This is a genomic window from Anaerosacchariphilus polymeriproducens, assembly GCF_003363435.1.
GTDB lineage: Bacteria > Bacillota > Clostridia > Lachnospirales > Lachnospiraceae > Anaerosacchariphilus > Anaerosacchariphilus polymeriproducens.
This window is the reverse complement of sequence record NZ_QRCT01000019.1, coordinates 131,970-149,302: the sequence shown is the minus strand read 5'-3', so window position 1 is coordinate 149,302 and position 17,333 is coordinate 131,970. Positions and strand designations below refer to the sequence as shown.

The 17,333-nt window shown below is 36.2% G+C and carries 12 protein-coding genes; 6 read left to right on the top strand and 6 right to left on the bottom strand.

Annotated elements, in window-relative coordinates:
• Positions 1 to 16 precede the first annotated feature (16 nt).
• Genes DWV06_RS08085 through DWV06_RS08065 form a run of 5 tightly spaced genes read right to left on the bottom strand, consistent with a single transcriptional unit; the run spans position 17 to position 7,775 of the window.
• Positions 17 to 1,501 carry an alpha-L-fucosidase gene (locus DWV06_RS08085; protein WP_408608148.1) on the bottom strand — a complete coding sequence of 495 codons (1,485 nt, stop codon included), beginning with the start codon at positions 1,499 to 1,501 and terminating at the stop codon, positions 17 to 19.
• Entirely contained in the window at positions 1,498 to 2,154 is a 657-nt protein-coding gene (locus DWV06_RS08080) for an SGNH/GDSL hydrolase family protein (RefSeq protein WP_115481674.1), read from the bottom strand. The genes DWV06_RS08085 and DWV06_RS08080 overlap by 4 nt, the downstream gene beginning before the upstream one ends.
• Before the next feature lie 15 nt (positions 2,155 to 2,169).
• Complete coding sequence (locus tag DWV06_RS08075; RefSeq protein ID WP_115481673.1) at positions 2,170 to 4,185, bottom strand: beta-galactosidase; 2,016 nt, start codon at positions 4,183 to 4,185, stop codon at positions 2,170 to 2,172.
• The gene (locus tag DWV06_RS08070) at positions 4,182 to 5,924 is read right to left on the bottom strand and encodes a type 2 periplasmic-binding domain-containing protein (RefSeq protein ID WP_115481672.1); all 1,743 of its coding nucleotides are present in this window, start codon (positions 5,922 to 5,924) and stop codon (positions 4,182 to 4,184) included. The genes DWV06_RS08075 and DWV06_RS08070 overlap by 4 nt, the downstream gene beginning before the upstream one ends.
• Positions 5,925 to 5,966: 42 nt before the next feature.
• Positions 5,967 to 7,775, bottom strand: a complete 1,809-nt coding sequence (locus DWV06_RS08065; RefSeq protein ID WP_115481671.1) for a sensor histidine kinase — start codon at positions 7,773 to 7,775, stop codon at positions 5,967 to 5,969.
• Between the two features lie 230 nt (positions 7,776 to 8,005).
• Between DWV06_RS08065 and yicI the strand changes: the two genes are divergently transcribed.
• The 4 genes from yicI to xylB are packed head-to-tail and all read left to right on the top strand — an operon-like array spanning position 8,006 to position 15,600.
• Positions 8,006 to 10,345, top strand: a complete 2,340-nt coding sequence (gene yicI / locus DWV06_RS08060; protein ID WP_115481670.1) for an alpha-xylosidase — start codon at positions 8,006 to 8,008, stop codon at positions 10,343 to 10,345.
• Positions 10,346 to 10,375: 30 nt separating this feature from the next.
• Positions 10,376 to 12,589, top strand: a complete 2,214-nt coding sequence (locus DWV06_RS08055; protein ID WP_235828920.1) for a beta-glucosidase family protein — start codon at positions 10,376 to 10,378, stop codon at positions 12,587 to 12,589.
• 19 nt (positions 12,590 to 12,608) lie between these two features.
• The gene (locus tag DWV06_RS08050) at positions 12,609 to 14,093 is read left to right on the top strand and encodes an L-fucose/L-arabinose isomerase family protein (RefSeq protein ID WP_115481668.1); all 1,485 of its coding nucleotides are present in this window, start codon (positions 12,609 to 12,611) and stop codon (positions 14,091 to 14,093) included.
• Positions 14,094 to 14,127: 34 nt separating this feature from the next.
• Positions 14,128 to 15,600: a xylulokinase gene (xylB, locus tag DWV06_RS08045; RefSeq protein ID WP_115481667.1), complete on the top strand. Its 1,473-nt coding sequence runs from the start codon at positions 14,128 to 14,130 to the stop codon at positions 15,598 to 15,600.
• A 55-nt stretch (positions 15,601 to 15,655) separates the two neighbouring features.
• On the opposite strand, the gene DWV06_RS08040 is transcribed toward xylB, so the two are convergent.
• Positions 15,656 to 15,943, bottom strand: a complete 288-nt coding sequence (locus tag DWV06_RS08040; RefSeq protein WP_115481666.1) for a response regulator — start codon at positions 15,941 to 15,943, stop codon at positions 15,656 to 15,658.
• Positions 15,944 to 16,110: 167 nt separating this feature from the next.
• Here DWV06_RS08040 and DWV06_RS18820 point away from each other — a divergent pair, with 167 nt between their 5' ends.
• Both DWV06_RS18820 and DWV06_RS18625 read left to right on the top strand, forming a co-directional pair.
• Positions 16,111 to 17,184 carry a TlpA disulfide reductase family protein gene (locus DWV06_RS18820; protein ID WP_235828919.1) on the top strand — a complete coding sequence of 358 codons (1,074 nt, stop codon included), beginning with the start codon at positions 16,111 to 16,113 and terminating at the stop codon, positions 17,182 to 17,184.
• Positions 17,181 to 17,327 (top strand): CD1871A family CXXC motif-containing protein, encoded by a 147-nt coding sequence (locus DWV06_RS18625; protein ID WP_193726009.1) that lies wholly within the window; start codon positions 17,181 to 17,183, stop codon positions 17,325 to 17,327. Before DWV06_RS18820 ends, DWV06_RS18625 begins: the two co-directional genes overlap by 4 nt.
• The last annotated feature ends 6 nt before the right edge of the window (positions 17,328 to 17,333 follow it).

Here is a 17,333-nt window from a genome sequence, read left to right as displayed (position 1 = left end):
TTCATTTAAGATAAAATTAATCGCATGTAATTTTAAATACAATAGGAAATGTATTTTTTAAAGGGGTGGTTTGAATCAATAGTCCATTTGTGTCTTTAGACCAGGTGATTGGCCCCTTATAACCTAGTAGCGTTACTTGTTTTATAATACCGTGAAACATTGGAATATTTTGATCTTTATTATCTGCCAGCATTGTAATAAGGGTATTACCGTCAGGAGGACATTTCATGACAATGGCATAAATAGCTCCATTATTTACAGTAAATCGGATATCCCTGCACGTATATGCTCCTGTATTTCCTTCACTGAATTTCCCCTCAACTTCTTTTGCAGGTCCTTCTCCATAATAACGCCATACTTTACTATTATATATAGCTTCTCCATTAACAGCAAGCCAGGATCCAATTTCTGTTAATAAAGTTCTTTCAGATTCCGAAATGGAACCGTCAGCTTTTGGACCGATATTTAATAGAAGATTGCCATTTTTGCTGACGACATCAATAAGATAACAGATTAATTCTTCACTGCTTTTGTAATCTAAAGAATTGGTATAGCACCATGAATTTTTGGCTGTAGCTGTATCAGTCTGCCAAATAAATGGTTTACAATCTGCGAATTTTCCTCGTTCCATATCCACAATACCCGTACCAAACATCATAGCATCATGTTTATAGCAGATAGCTGCCTGTTCTCCCAGTTTGTTACTTTTATTATAATAATAAGCAGCAAATTTGCGTAAGTAAGGTTTGAATGCTTCATGCTGTATCCACCAGTCAAAATAGAAAAGTTTCGGATTGTAACGGTCAACAATTTCACAACAGCGTAACAACCAATCAACTAAAAAGTCATCGGAAGGGTAAGGAACTGCATATAAATCATCTTCTTCCGGCTGTTCCTTAACAGATGGCCAATAGAAGTCTCCGGTGGTGAGCGGTTCTTTGATATCACTCTCAAATTGTTTTCCATAGCCTAAGAACCACCAATGTTCAGCACGATGAGAAGAGGTGCAGAAATATAGTCCGGAGTCTTCACTAGCTAGTTTCAGTTCTTTCAGTATATCACGACAGGGTCCCATTTTGTAAGCATTGTAATGAGATAAAGAACTTTGGTACATTTGAAACCCCTCATGATGCTCTGCTACCGGAACGATATATTTCGCTCCAGATTGTTTGAAAAGTTCAATCCATTCTTTTGGATAAAATTTTTTAGCAGTAAACATAGGAATAAAGTCTTTATAACCAAAATTTTCGTGCAAACCATATGTTTTTAGATGGTGTTCATATTCCAATGTTCCTTCTATATACATATTTCTAGGGTACCACTCATTCTGGTAAGCGGGGACACTAAATACGCCCCAATGTATAAAGATTCCGAACTTTGCTTTTGAGAACCAAGTTGGAGTTTCATACCGGCTTAAGGAATCCCAAGTATCATGAAAAGGACCTTTTGCTATTGCTTGATTTATTTCGTTCAGATATAAATTTCGATTCAACCTTATCACCCTTTGTTCCATTCAAAACCAATAGTATCCAAGAAAGCTTTCGCAATCAGCATATGTCCCTGAAGATTGGGATGTACGCGGTCACTAGACAATATAAAGCTGTTCAAGTGTAATAAGAATTTATCAAAATAAGACTGTACATCAATGAATGGAAGTGAGTATTTGTCTGCAAGCTCTTTTGTGATATCTGCATATTGGTGAACCATGGCAGCCATTTTATCATTCTTGTTCGATTCGATCATAAAACAGCCTAATAAGAAGATATTTTTTACTTTTGGCAGAGTAATTTCTATTAGTTCTTGATAGGTGTTTCGGAATATTTCTGGTGTAACGGGGATATCTTGTTTCAAAATACCGTCAAACTGGCGCCATACATCATTGACACCAATCATTATGCTGATATAGTCGGGATTTAGGGAAAATACATCTTTTTCCCAACGTTGCTTTAGATGGAGAATAGTGTCACCACTTATCCCTTTATTTATGACCATAATTTGCTTTTTCGGTTCTAATGCAGTGAAGAAGGCATTCATGAGACTGACATAACCATCTCCAAAAGAATCCCATCCCCCAGGTTCAGAATCATAAGACCTGCCACAATCTGTAATCGAATCTCCAATCATAAGTAATCTGCTGTTTTTCTCTAATAACATGGTATACCTCCAATTTTATAATAGTTTTAATATTTTTATAGCATAGCCGGATAAGATCAGGGCATCATTTACCTGATAAGTCTGTTTCGACAATAATTCTGTTGCGTGGTAAGGGAGAGAGATAGAAATCTCTTTGGAATTATGATTTAACAAAAATAAAAATTTTCCATTTACATTCTCGCGAATCGAAACTTCTAAATGCTCCGGTCCATTAATAATAGGTAAAATTTGCTTTTCCTTACAAAGTTTTCTTAAAAGAGTCTTAGTCAGGGAGAGATCTGATATGGTTCCCATATAATACCCTAGCCCTTTTCCAAAATGGTTACAGGTGATAACAGGCATTCCGGAATAGAAATCTTTTTCATAGGAGCATAGTATTTCGGCTCCTTCACTATGTAATAAATCACAAATAATGCGTGCAGGATAGGTGATACCTTCATATGTAAAACTGTTTTCTTCTCCTTCAATAAGAGCATCTTCTTCTTCGACCCAGATTCCCAAGATATCTCTTAAACGTCCCGGATATCCTCCGGTTATTACCAAATCATTTTCATTCACATAACCGCTGAAAAAAGTGGTCATGAAAGTACCCCCATTTTTGACGAAGGTTCGTATTTTATCGTCAGACCCTGCTTTTGTCATATAGAGCAGAGGAGCTATGACAACGTCGTATTTACATAATTCATCTTCTACACTAATGATATCTACAGGTATATGCTGTGTATGAAATGCGGTATAGTAATGAAGGATGATATCATAATATTTTAATAAGCATGAAGGGCCGGCAGAGAAGTCGACAGACCACCAGTTATCCCAGTCAAATATAATAGCTGCTTTTGCTTGTATTCTAGAACCTAACAAAGTATCTCCAAGAAAACGAAGTTCTTGACCAAGAGAAGCAACTTCCCGAAAAACACGCGTATTTTCGTGACCAGCATGATCAATGACAGCCCCATGATATTTTTCACAGGCTCCAATACTTCTGCGCATTTGGAAAAACATAATGGTATCAGCTCCATGAGCGACTGCCTGATAACTGAGAAGGCGCATTTGTCCTGGGCGTTTCAAAGCATTATAGGGATGCCAATTGGTTACACTTGGCGTTTGTTCCATCAAAGCAAAAGGTTTTCCTTGTTTTAAACCACGCATCAAATCATGAGCCATTGCAGTGGAAGAAGGAGAATTATCATAAGCAGGGTAATTATCCCAAGAGATGAAATCCATAGATTTTGCCCACTTATGATAGTCTAATAATTTATAGAATCCCATTAAATTAGTTGTTATTGGAATATTTGGTGTAATAGTACGGATTGCTTTTGCTTCTTCCTGGTAACAAGTTAGCAGGCTGTCAGACATAAATCTTCTATAATCAAGTGAAATGGGTTGATATGTAGTGCGATCATAATCAAAGTGCTCGCTTAGAAGATTAGGAGAAACAATATCTTCAAAAGTATAAAAGGTATGTCCCCAAAAAGCAGTATTCCATGCACGGTTTACTTCATCAATTGTGTGGTAACGGTTTTTGAGCCACTCCCGAAATGCATTTTCACAGTTTTCACAGTAACATTCTCCGCCAAATTCATTGGAAATATGCCAGGCTATGATGTTATCATAATCTTTGTAACGTTCTGCAAGTCTTCTGGCTAATTCAACAGAATATTTCCGATAAATTGGACTATTAGGACAGGAATTATGCCGACTTCCAAATTTGCGTTTCATGCCGTTAAATTCAGTCCTAAGTACTTCCGGATATTTTCTTGCCATCCATGCCGGATGAACAGCGGTTGAGGTTGCAAGACACACAGAGAGCCCGTTTTTTTTGACAATTTCCATAATGCGGTCTAATTTCTCGAAATGATAAGTAGTCTCATCCTCTTGTAGACTAGCCCAGCTAAAGACGTTAAGAGTTACAACATTAATATTTGCCAAAGACAGCAGCCGCATATCTTCGTGCCAAATTGTTTCCGGCCATTGTTCAGGGTTATAATCCCCCCCATATAAAATACTTTTAATGCTTGGATTTTCTATCATTTTGTTACCTCCTTATAATTATGAACAATATCAATTCTAGCTTTATATAAGTCTTTTGCGGCCTTAATATCAAAACTTACAACTTTCTTATAACCCAAAGTATTTACGATCTTTTTACACTCCCTTAATAATTGGTAATAAGTTTCTTCCTCTTTTGCAAATACCATTTTCCATGAATAATCTACGATAATCTTACTGCATTGTTTTCGTAGTGCAGCTATTTCAGAAGAAGTATCTGAAGATTGATAGATATAACCTGGAGCTAATAAAATCTGGTCATTCTTTTTTAGATATTCATAGGTCGAATCTGCTTTCATAAAATTCTTCCAATCGATATCAAGTGGAGAATTCATCATATCACGTATTGATTTCCAGAGGCTGTAATGATACGGTATTCCTTCGTCATCACAATCCACAGGTGAGACAGGTTTATAATTTAAGGCACAAATGCCATTTTTCCAACTGCCGCCCCCGTATTTCTCAGGCACAAGGGCATCTTTACTAAAAAAAGCAGATTTACCAAATTCAGTAAGGATGGGACCATTTTCGGTCTTTTTCCAGGTCAGGCCTTCCGGACCGGAAGCATCATTGGATGCAGATGCACAGGCTGTACGGATTCCTTCTGAAGAATAAAGCCAGTCTATAAAATCGGCTAATCTTTTTGGATCTTTTGCTTGTGAACCAATGGAAATGACCATTTTTTGATTGCCTAGCGGATTACATCCATGGGAGTATATTTTCATATCCTTGATGGGAGCGAAGAGAAATCCCTTGCCTTCTTGAGAGTGCTTTGTGTTGTTGAAGGCACCTTTTCCTAACCAGGGCCATGGAGAATACAAGACAGCACCATCGGCATATTTATCATATACTTCTTGGAAGGACTGATTACGTGACTTAGGATCGACAAGCCCTAATTGATTTGCTTTAAAATATAAATGAAGTACTCTAAGATAGTAGGAATCATCAGATAAGATATCTTGATAATCACTACCGTCAGCTTTGGCTAATACAAAACCGACTTCATCATAACCATACATACAGCAGGGCTGTTTTGCTGCATTCATCATATTGTTATCCCAATCAGGAAAAAATGAAAATGCATAAACAGGTTCGCCATTATCGCTTCTCGGGTTCATTTCCTGCATTTTTTTTAAAATAGGAAGGATATCTTCAAGTGTATTCATTTCAGGATATCCGAGGCTCTTATATAAATCCCAACGAATATATGGACCGAAATCTAAGTCCGCTCCCTCACTGGAAGTCGTTGGTGAACAATTGGATATTTCACTGGGTATCGCATAAATACCCTTTTGCAATAATTGATTGTTTAAGGAAGCAATCGCATGCTGATAACGCATTATGTCTTTGTTTTTCAACATATCAGACATATCAAGAATTAATCCGGAACTAGCCAAACGCTGCAATATTTTAATATCTCCGGTACTGATAATCAAATCTCCCAGATTTCCTGATGCAGAACGCATTTCAAAGAGAGTATTTCCGCCGCCGGTCACATTGGGAGCGATGATATTTAACTTCATATTGAACTTATCTTTTACTATTTTGGCAAACCATCCCGATTGCAAACCCTGATAATTTGACAAAGAATCAAAGACATCGATAACAAGGAAATCCTTGTAGGGACTATCTTTTTGATTATTATGTTGAAAAACTATTATAGCTGTTAACATGAATAAAAAAATAGTGGAAAATAGTATCAGATGTTTAAGTTTTTTCAAATGAAATCCTCCAATTCGAAATGATTCGCCGTCTTTGAAATGTTATTCCGGGGTCGTTGGATTCAATGGGAGTGTCAGAGTAAATAAGGTACCTTGATTCTGACGGCTGATAAAGCTCAACCCATACTTTTCACCATAGCAGAGACGGATACGTTGACAGATATTATATAAACCAATATTTGAGTTCAATTTTAAATCAGGAGTATGTAATCGATTTACCAATGCGTTGCATGTTTCTTCGGTCATCCCAATCCCATTGTCACAAATTTGAATGATTAAATGTTCATAATTCCGGCTTTTGACAGTGATAACAATATATCCTTTATTATCAATATGTTTTAGACCATGAAGAATCGAATTTTCTACAATAGGCTGTAACAATAGTGGAAGAATCGGGTAATCACATGGTCGGATATCAGAAGAAATTTTAATTTTATAATTCACTTTATCTTCAAAACGAAGTTTTTGAATCCTAATATAATTTGTTACATAATCAAGTTCCCGATTCAACTTGGTGAATGCAGTTCCTGTATTTTCGAGAACATAACGCATTGTCTTTCCTAATAATTTGGTTGCCGTTGCTACTTCTTGGTTTCCGGCTGTAAATGCTTTCATCCGGATCGTTTCAAGCGTATTATAGAGAAAATGTGGATTGATCTGGGCTGCCAGCATTTTAAATTCAATTTTTTGTTGCTTATTCGTCAGTTCCTGTTCCTTAATACGAGCCTGATAAATAGCTGCTTCTTTCTTTTTGATCTTTTGAAGAAGAACTTCAAGATCAGAGAATACTTCGTAAAGTTCATCTTTGCCATTTAAAGATGTAGACAGATTATAATCATCATTACTAGCCTTATGCATTACATGTCGAAGTGTATGGATACGATGATTAAAATAGGAAGTAAATAAATATATAATTCCAATCGGGGCTAATAGGCTGATCGCAGTTAAAACCATACAAAGTGCAAGGATACGGTATATATGGGCATAAGCTGTTTTGTCTAAAATGCAGATATAGAGCCTGCAATCTGATTGATAAAGATACATGGTACTAAGAGAAGCCATACAAGGTTTTCCTCTTACTTTAACTTTTCCGTTTTTCTGATAATATAAAGTATCATAATCAATAGGTATAGACGGCATACTGCCATATAGGCTGCGATCAGAACTATAGGAAATATAATTTTGGTCTATCGATACGAATGTAGTATATTGATTATTCTGAATACAGCTGTTTAAATAATTGTCACTTATTTTTATGACCATTACAGCCGTATGAGTAGAATCGATCATAGGGATCTTTCGGACCAATGACATATGATAATAGTGATTTCCATATTTATCTGTAGTTTTGATAGGAAACCAGAAAATTTCATCATGATTTAATGCATTTTGATACCATTTTGTTTCTTTGATTTTTTTATTAATTGGAATGATTTGGTTGTATTTCGTATAGGCCAAGTAATTATCTGTATAGATAGTAACATCTTCTATCTCGGCATAATTATAAAAAGACTTGTTGGTAATGGTATAGTCATTTATATTCGTTTTAATTTTTTCAATATTCTTCTTATTTGCAGACAAAATGGTAAGCAGGTTTTTATCGTTATTTATTTCTTCAGATAAATGATAGACCTGTGTGGTAATCTCAAAAAGTATAGTCTTTATACGGGTATTTTCAGAGATAGCGAGGTCATGATAATAACCTGTTAATATATTATGAATATATGATGTCAGTAAAATCCCTAAAATAATAACAGGAATCAGAACAGCTGTCAGATATGTCTGATAAAGTTGTTGACTGACTTTCGATTTACTTAAGTATTCCTGCAATTTCTGTAGCCTTACTTTCATAAGACATGCCCTCCATTTCTGGAACAACACTCTGTTCTAAAACAGTATAATACAATATGTGAAGTATCAAAATAGTAAAAATTATACATATTTAATGTAGATTCTAGAGGTTTTTAATTTAGTTCAAATTATAAATGTAATTTAGTATAAAAAGAATGGTATTATTTTTTTAGTAAAAGTTTTAAAATCAACTTAAAGATATTTTTTTAAAGAAGGAGGAAGGAATCATTATGAAATTTAGTAACGGATGCTGGCTGCAAAAAGAAAGTTGTGAATGTTTTTCACCACAGGAGATATATTTTACAAAAATAGAAGAAAAAAAAGTAATCTTATGTGCCCCTACCCAAAAGATTAACCATAGAGGCGATACATTAGGAGGTATTAACTTAACAATTACCATTACTTCTCCGATGAAAAATGTTATTCGAATACAGGCCTCTCATTTTCTGGGACACATTAAAAAAGGACCTGAGTTTGATTTAGTAGTAAAGGATACTATTCCGTTAGAAGTCATTGATTCAGAAGGAGTGATAACGATCACCAGTGGAAATCTGACCTTAGAGATTGAAAAAGAAAATGGGAATATGACTTATAGACGTGATGGAGAAGTAATTACCAAAAGCGGCACTAGAGATTTGGCATTGATGAAAACAGACTGGCGTGGGCAGGTCTATGATAAAGGAGATTATAAGGATACCTATATAAGGCAGCAATTAAGTATTGGAGTAGGAGAATTGTTGTATGGAACCGGTGAGCGTTTTACACCGTTTGTAAAAAATGGGCAGAGTATTGATATTTGGAACGAAGATGGTGGAACCAGTACAGAGCAGTCTTATAAAAATATTCCGTTCTATCTTTCAAATAAGGGATATGGTGTATTTGTAAACCATCCTGAGAAGGTATCTTTTGAATTGGCTTCGGAGATGGTGACGAAAGCGCAATTCTCTGTGGAAGGAGGAAGTTTGGATTATTACTTATTAAATGGTCCTACTATGAAAGATGTATTAGAACGTTTTACTGATATAACTGGAAAACCTTCGCTTCCGGCCCCCTGGACCTTTGGATTATGGCTGTCTACCTCCTTCACTACCAATTATGATGAAGAGACCGTTATGAATTTTATTGATGGAATGATTGAGAGGGGTATTCCACTACGGGTATTTCATTTTGATTGTTTTTGGATGAAGGATTTTCATTGGTCTGATTTTGTTTGGGATGAAAGAGTATTTCCTGATCCAAAGGCTATGTTAAAGCGGATCAAAGAAAAAGGACTGAATATCTGTGTATGGATAAATCCTTACATTGCGCAGGAGTCCATCCTCTTTTCAGAAGGTATGGAAAAGGGGTTTTTGGTGAAGCGGACGAATGGAGATATTTGGCAATGGGATATGTGGCAGCCGGGAATGGCGTTGATCGATTTTACGAACCCAAATGCTTGTGAGTGGTACGCTTCGAAATTGGAAGAATTACTGGATATGGGAGTTGATTGTTTCAAGACCGATTTCGGAGAAAGAATTCCAGTTGATGATGTCGTGTATTTTGACGGTTCTGCCCCTAAAAAAATGCACAATTTTTACACATATTTATATAATAAGACAGTATATGAACTTTTAATGAAAAAAAGAGGGAGAGAGGATGCCGTTTTATTCGCACGTTCTGCAACTGCAGGAAGTCAGAAATTTCCTGTTCATTGGGGTGGTGACTGCTGGTCTGATTACGAATCCATGGAGGAAAGTCTGAGGGGAGGATTATCCCTTATGATGTCTGGATTTGGATATTGGAGTCATGATATTGGAGGGTTTGAACATACGTCTACACCTGATGTATATAAAAGATGGGCGGCCTTTGGTCTGCTATCTTCCCATTCCCGCTTACATGGAAGTACTTCTTATCGAGTGCCCTGGGTCTATGATGAGGAAGCAGTGGAGGTAGTAAAAACGTTTACTCTTTTGAAAGCAGCGCTGATGCCATATATTTATCGAAATGCGGTTGAAACTTCTTTGACCGGAGTACCAATGATGCGAAGTATGGTATTAGAATTTACAGAAGATAGAAATTGTGCCTATTTGGATAAACAATATATGTTTGGTGACAGCCTGTTAGTGGCACCGGTTTTTAATGAAGAAAGCAAAGGGATATTTTATCTGCCAGAAGGAAATTGGACTAATTTCAATACAGGTGAAGTAAAGACCGGTGGAAAGTGGTACGAAGAATACTGCAGTTATTTAGAAATACCTCTCTATGTAAAAGAAGGATCTTTATTAGCAGTGAAGGAAAATGCAGAAAGAGCGGATTATAATTATGCAGATGGTGTAACTTTTCGTGTATACCGGTTAGCAGAAGGAGAAACAGTAACTACTGTTATTTACAACAATTATATGGATAAAGCAGCAGAGGCTAAAGTGAGTCTTCTGGAAGGAAAATATTATATTACAGTCAGTATTGATATGCCTTATACGGTATTGCTTATGAATCAAACAATTGCTCAGGTTACGAATGGAAGCGTGACTATGGAAGGAAAGAATGCACGTATCAGTTGCAAATCTGACGGTGTTGTTATATGTAGTTAAATGCTAAAAGAGAGGAAGTATAAAGCGGCTATGAGAGTAGATGAAACAATGATTGAAAAACTAGTGGAACAATTAACACTGGAAGAAAAGATCGGTATGATTCATGGAGCCGGGTTATTTCGAACTGGCGGAGTCGAAAGATTAGGAATTCCATCGCTTTTTATGTCAGATGGACCTATGGGGGTTCGCTCAGAATTTTTAGATGGAAAGTGGGAAGCAGCCTGTACGACAGAAGATTATGTTACATATTTACCTAGTAATAGTGCTTTAGCATCTACCTGGAATAGAGAATTAGCTTATGAAAGCGGTAAAGTTCTTGGATGTGAAGCCAGAGGCCGTGGAAAAGATATTATCTTGGCGCCGGGTATTAATATAAAAAGAAGTCCATTATGCGGTCGCAACTTTGAGTATATGAGTGAAGATCCTTATCTGACAGCACAAATGGCTGTACCATTTGTAAAAGGAGTACAGGAAAATGACGTAGCGGCCTGTGTGAAGCATTTTGCTGCAAACTCTCAAGAGACAGAACGACTATGGGTAGATACCAGAGTGGATGAAAGAACGTTACAGGAAATTTATTATCCGGCTTTTTTTGAAGCAGTGGAAGAGGGAGAATGCTATTCTGTAATGGGAGCATACAACAAACTGAATGGAGAACATTGTTGCCATGGCAGACATTTGTTAGGCCGTGTACTCCGAAGAGACTGGCAATATGATGGTCTGGTAGTATGTGACTGGGGAGGTATCCATGACACGAAAGAAGCAGCACAAGCCCCTATTGATATTGAGATGTCTGTTGACAACAATTTCGATGAATATAATTTTGCACGACCTCTATTGGAAGCAGTGAAGAAAAACGAAATAGATGAAAGCGATATTGATGCTAAGATACGTAATATTTTAAGATTGATGTTTCGATTAAAAATAATAGGTGCGGAAGCAGAGAATAGAAAGCCGGGAACATATAATACAGCATCTCATCGAGATACCGTTTATCAGACAGCGAAAGAATCTATTATTTTATTAAAAAATAATGAGAACAGACTTCCGATACAGAAGAAAGGACTAAAAAAATTAGGTGTCATCGGACTGAATGCAGAAAAAGTGCATGCATTGGGTGGAGGAAGTGCAGAAATTAAAGCATTATATGAAATTTCTCCCTTATTAGGCCTTCATATGGAATTAGGAGGAAATACCCAAATTGTTTATGCAAAAGGTTATAAGGAGCCGATTGAAGCAGAAATCGGGGACACCAATTGGCAGGAAAGCAGTCTTGACAGGCAGGAAACGGAGAACGCTACCAGTATGGAACTGGCAGGAACCAGAAGAAAGGCAAAATTAAGTGAAGACAGAGAAAGACAATTAGAAATCGAACGAAAAGCACTGCTTGAGGAAGCAGTTGCAGTGGCAAGAAATTGTGAAGAAGTAATCTTTGTCGGTGGTCTGAATCATGATTATGATGTGGAAGGTTTAGACCGGGAAAATATGAAGCTGCCTTACAGACAGGATGAATTGATTCAGGCCTTATTAGAAGCGAATCCGAATACAATTGTAGTTATATATGCAGGTTCTCCGGTGGATATGACGAAATGGGCTGATAAGGCAAAAGCTATTCTTTGGTCATATTATGCTGGAATGGAAGGCGGTCGTGCATTGGCTGAAATTATTTTTGGGGAAGCAAATCCGTCTGGAAAGTTAGCGGAAACATTTGTGAAAAGTGAAAAAGATACATTTCCATATAAGTTAGGCGAATTTGCCAAAGAAGAGATAGTTACTTATAAAGATGGTGTTTTTGTAGGATACCGTTATTATGATAAAGTGAAAGTAGAACCAATGTTTTGTTTTGGACATGGGCTTTCTTATACAGAATTTTCATACAACAATTTATTGATACAAGTAGAAGAAACAAATATGCCAACAGTCTTGGTCGCAGTTGATGTGACGAATGTTGGAGAAAGAGAAGGAGCAGAAGCTGTCCAGCTTTATGTACATCCGAAGAAGTCATCTTTGGAAAGACCTGATCAGGAGCTGAGAGGTTTTCAAAAGGTACTTTTAGAGCCGGGAGAAAAACAAAAGATTACATTTCAACTAGATATGAAAGCATTTTCCTATTATGAAGAAGAGAAGAATGCCTTTTATATAGAAGCGGGAGAATATTTGCTGCGTGTCGGTGCGTCTTCCAGAGATATTCGTTTAGAAAGCAAAGTGATATTTGAAAAAAGTTATATTGTAGAGAATTCTTAAAATAAGGAGGAGATTTCATATGACAAATATACCTGAATTGAAAATCGGTGTCGTAGCAGTAAGCAGGGATTGTTTTCCGGAGTGTCTTTCCGTAAACAGGTGTAAGGCTGTAGTGAATGCATATAAGGAAAAGTATGCAGAAAAAAATATTTATGAGTGTCCGATTTGTATTGTAGAAAGCGAAATTCATATGGAACAGGCATGTATAGATATTAAAAAAGCAGGCTGTAATGCATTAGTTGTTTACTTAGGGAATTTTGGTCCTGAAATTGCAGAGACACTTTTAGCTGAATATTTTGAGGGGCCTAAAATGTTTATTGCAGCGGCCGAGGAATCCGGAAAACATTTAATACAAGGCAGGGGGGATGCATACTGCGGTATGTTAAATGCCAGTTATAACTTGAAACTGCGAAAGATTAAAGCATATATTCCTGAATATCCTGTAGGAGATGCGAAAGAGTGTGCTAACATGATTCATGAATTCGAACCGATAGCAAGAGCGGTTCTAGGACTGAATAAATTGAAAATCATTAGTTTTGGTCCAAGACCGTTGAATTTTATGGCATGTAACGCTCCAATCCAGCCACTATTTGATTTGGGAGTAGAAATTGAAGAAAATTCAGAATTAGATCTATACGAAGCCTTTCAAAAACACAAAGAAGATCAAAGAATTCCAGAGCTTGTGAAAGAAATGGAAGAGGAATTAGGAGAGGGAAATAAAATACCTAAAATTCTTCCAAGGCTGGCTCAGTATGAGTTAACTTTAAAGGACTGGATCGAAGAACATAAAGGGCATTGTGAGTTTGTGACCGTTGCCGGAAAATGCTGGCCTGCTTTTCAAACACAGTTTGGCTTTGTGCCCTGCTATGTGAACAGCCGTCTTACTGCACAGGGCTATCCGGTTTCTTGTGAAGTAGATATCTATGGTGCTTTAAGCGAATTCATAGGAATGGTCGTCAGTGAAGATGCGGTCACCCTATTGGATATTAATAATTCTGTACCGAAAGATATGTATGATGCAGAGATAAAAGATAAGTTCAATTATAAAATTCAGGATACTTTTATGGGATTTCATTGTGGGAATACAGCGTCATCTAAGCTTTCGTTCTGTGAAATGAAATATCAAATGATCATGGCAAGAAATCTTCCGCAAGAAGTAACACAAGGAACATTAGAAGGTGATATTATTCCGGGTGACATTACTTTCTTTCGGTTACAAAGTACAGCAGATTGCAGGCTGCGTGCTTATATTGCACAAGGAGAAGTATTGCCTGTAGCAACCCGTTCCTTTGGCAGCATTGGTGTTTTTGCAATTTCAGAGATGGGAAGGTTTTATCGGCATGTATTAATAGAAGGAAATTATCCTCATCATGGCGCCGTTGCTTTTGGACATTATGGAAAAAATTTGTTCGAAGTATTCAAATATATAGGAATACCAGTAGAAGAAATCGGATTTAATCAGGCAAAAGGAGTACGATACCCAACAGAAAATCCATTTGAATAAAGGCTCTTATGCTTAACAGGGAAAGGGGATCATCATGTATTATATAGGAATTGATTTAGGGACCTCAGCAGTAAAACTTCTTTTAATGAATCAAAATGGTGCAATTCAAAAGATAGTATCCAAAGAATACCCGGTGGAATATCCAAAGCCCGGTTGGTCACAACAGAATCCAGAGGAGTGGTATGAAAAGACTGTAGATGGATTAAATGAATTATTAGCTGATTATTGTAAAGAAGAAGTTGCGGGGATTAGTTTTGGAGGACAAATGCATGGTTTAGTCATTTTGGATAAAAAGGATCAAGTGATAAGACCGGCAATTCTTTGGAATGATGGAAGAACAACTGAGGAAACAGAGTATTTGAATTATAAGATTGGGAAAGAAAAATTAGCATCCCATACAGGAAACATTGCATTTGCAGGATTTACTGCACCAAAATTATTATGGATTAGGAAGCATGAGCCAGAGAATTTTTCTAGAATTGATAAAATAATGCTGCCTAAGGATTATCTTTCTTATCGATTGACGGGGATACATAGTACTGATTATTCAGATGCTTCAGGCACCTTGCTTTTAGATGTTAAAAACAAGAAATGGTCAAATGAAATGATGGAAATCTGCGGTATTCGTAAAGAATGGATGCCAGTGCTTTATGAAAGTCATCAAGTAGTAGGAACATTGTTGCCCGAAGTTTGTCAATTATTATCTCTACCATCAAGATGTAAAGTTGCCGCAGGGGCCGGTGATAATGCAGCCGCAGCAATAGGGACTGCGACTGTAGGAGAAGGTCAATGTAATATTTCTCTTGGCACGAGTGGAACAATTTTTATTTCTGCTCGTCAATTCGTGAAAGATTCAAACAATGCGCTTCATGCATTTGCGCATGCAGATGGTAACTATCATCTTTTGGGATGTATGTTAAGTGCAGCTTCTTGTAATAAATGGTGGATGGAAGAAATTCTAAAGACCAGAGATTTTGTGAAAGAGCAACAAGATATTTTTGAATTGGGAAAGAATCAGATATTTTTTCTACCATATTTAATGGGAGAACGATCGCCATATAACAATCCTAATGCCAGAGCGGTTTTTTTTGGTATGTCGATGGATACTAGCAGAGAAGATATGACACAGGCAGTATTAGAAGGAGTAGGATTTGCATTAAGGGATTCTCTAGAAATAGCAAAAAGAAATGGAATTTCAATAAAATGTGCCAGAATATGTGGTGGTGGAGCAAAAAGTCTGTTATGGCGAATTATAATTGCAAATATTTTAAATATCAAGGTAGAGTCCATACGAGTAGAAGAAGGACCGGCATTTGGAAGCGCTATTTTGGCAGCTGTTGCCTGTAAGGAATATGCTTCCGTTGAAGAAGCTGCCAACAAATTAGTTATGGTGACAGAGACATTAGAACCAGATGCAGAGCTTTCAGCCCGGTATGAAGAAAAATACAGAAAGTTTAAGGAAATATATCCGGCTTGTAAACCTGTATTTGAGATATTGAAACAGTAAACTTCAAAAATTTATATTTAGGCTTTGTATAAAGAATGTTTCATCAGCATAGGAGTTAAGAGTTATATGTGGATAGCCATACAATTTTAGATGCAGGAAATCGATTACGAATGATACGGGACAAATCAAGACCGTTTAATTCATCATTACCCATATCTAAATCCAAAAAGAAGATGTAATTATTATCCGGATTCTTATTCAAAAAGTTAAGAAGTTCATTTGTAGAAGAAGCCCTACACAAAATATTTGCAGATATAGAAAGCCTATTGATTGCTTCTTGTAGGAGTTCTGAAAAAATGGTAAGTGTGAATCGATCATCATCACAGAGAATGATTTTTAGCATAATTTTTCAACAACGATGTCGTGAAAGTAGAAAATTTGTCATAAACTGTTATACTTAAGATTTTTTATGACACAAAATATCGAATTAAAGACAAATTAAATATTTTATCTATTTTTTGTGTTAAGCTGATATGGCAAGTAAAAATAATTAAAAAGGAGACTACAAAAATGAATTCAAAGATTTTGAAAAGAATGATAACAATGATTTTTTCTGTCTGCATGATAATATCCATGCTTGCAGGTTGTGGAAGCAAAGCGGTCACACAAACGGATAGCAAACCAGAAGGTGATGTTACTAAAGTAAAAGAAAGAGGACTCTCTTTTAAAATTTCAAAAGAATATATTGATAAAGGTGTAAAACTGGAAGGATATAATGAAAATGAAAGTGGTAAGCCTATTATATCAATTTTTTATTATTATAAACCTATTACAGATAAGCTATTTGAAGAAATGATTGATATGAAGGCGGAAGAACGGACTAAACCAGTGGAAGATGCTTTTTATAAGAAGTTGTACACACATTCTAAGTGTATCATGAATATCGTGTTGTTAGAAGAAAAGGAATTCAAACAGGAAATGGAAGCAGGGAAAACATTAGATGAACTATCTGGTTTTAATAATACAATTAAATTTGGAAATAATGATGGTTATGTCTATTTGCTTTCCATTCCAAAAGAAGATACAAAAGGTATGAGTGAGGAAGAAAAAAAGCAGTATGAAGAATGCAGAAATTATATGACAACAGTAAAAGAAAACCTTAAATTTATTCCAATTGAGTTAGAGTCAAATGAGACGAAGCTTCCTACTAAGATGCCTTCTTTTACAACAAAGGATCTGAAAGGAAACAAAATAACAAATTCTATATTTGCAGAGAAAGATTTGACAGTAGTAAATGTATGGGGAACCTTCTGCGGACCATGTATGGATGAAATGCCGGAACTTGGTGAGTGGGCAAAAGATTTGCCGGAAAACGTACAAATCGTAGGTCTTGTTGCTGATATTGATGAAGAAAATGATAAAGAATATCAAGAAAAAAAAGAACTTGCTGAAAAGATTGTAACAAAAGCAAATGCTGATTTTGTACAGCTTATTGGGAATAAAGATTTAAAAGGTTTTTTGTCTGGTATCGTAGGTGTACCGACAACATTTTTTGTTGATAAAGAAGGAAATATTGTTGGAGAACCGATCGTTGGTGCGGATGTAGAAGGTTATAAAAAGTTTGTGGAGGATTATCTTAAATGAGTAAAAGCTTGAAACGAAAGATACAAACAATTACCTGTATATTATCGGCTGCGTTTATTATATATGGAATAAACAGAGGCGAAATGGAAGTAGTTCTTAATAAAGCCGTTAATATTTGTCTTGAATGTATAGGATTGGGGTGAAAATGA

Excerpts from the sequence above, each read along its gene's own strand:
- DWV06_RS08080 (WP_115481674.1), bottom strand. The coding sequence starts at position 2,154 with ATGTTATTAGAGAAAAACAGCAGATTACTTATGATTGGAGATTCGATT.
- DWV06_RS08075 (WP_115481673.1), bottom strand. The coding sequence starts at position 4,185 with ATGATAGAAAATCCAAGCATTAAAAGTATTTTATATGGGGGGGATTAT.
- DWV06_RS08065 (WP_115481671.1), bottom strand. The coding sequence starts at position 7,775 with ATGAAAGTAAGGCTACAGAAATTGCAGGAATACTTAAGTAAATCGAAA.
- yicI (WP_115481670.1), top strand. The coding sequence starts at position 8,006 with ATGAAATTTAGTAACGGATGCTGGCTGCAAAAAGAAAGTTGTGAATGT.
- DWV06_RS08055 (WP_235828920.1), top strand. The coding sequence starts at position 10,376 with ATGAGAGTAGATGAAACAATGATTGAAAAACTAGTGGAACAATTAACA.
- DWV06_RS08050 (WP_115481668.1), top strand. The coding sequence starts at position 12,609 with ATGACAAATATACCTGAATTGAAAATCGGTGTCGTAGCAGTAAGCAGG.
- xylB (WP_115481667.1), top strand. The coding sequence starts at position 14,128 with ATGTATTATATAGGAATTGATTTAGGGACCTCAGCAGTAAAACTTCTT.
- DWV06_RS08040 (WP_115481666.1), bottom strand. The coding sequence starts at position 15,943 with ATGCTAAAAATCATTCTCTGTGATGATGATCGATTCACACTTACCATT.
- DWV06_RS18820 (WP_235828919.1), top strand. The coding sequence starts at position 16,111 with ATGAATTCAAAGATTTTGAAAAGAATGATAACAATGATTTTTTCTGTC.
- DWV06_RS18625 (WP_193726009.1), top strand. The coding sequence starts at position 17,181 with ATGAGTAAAAGCTTGAAACGAAAGATACAAACAATTACCTGTATATTA.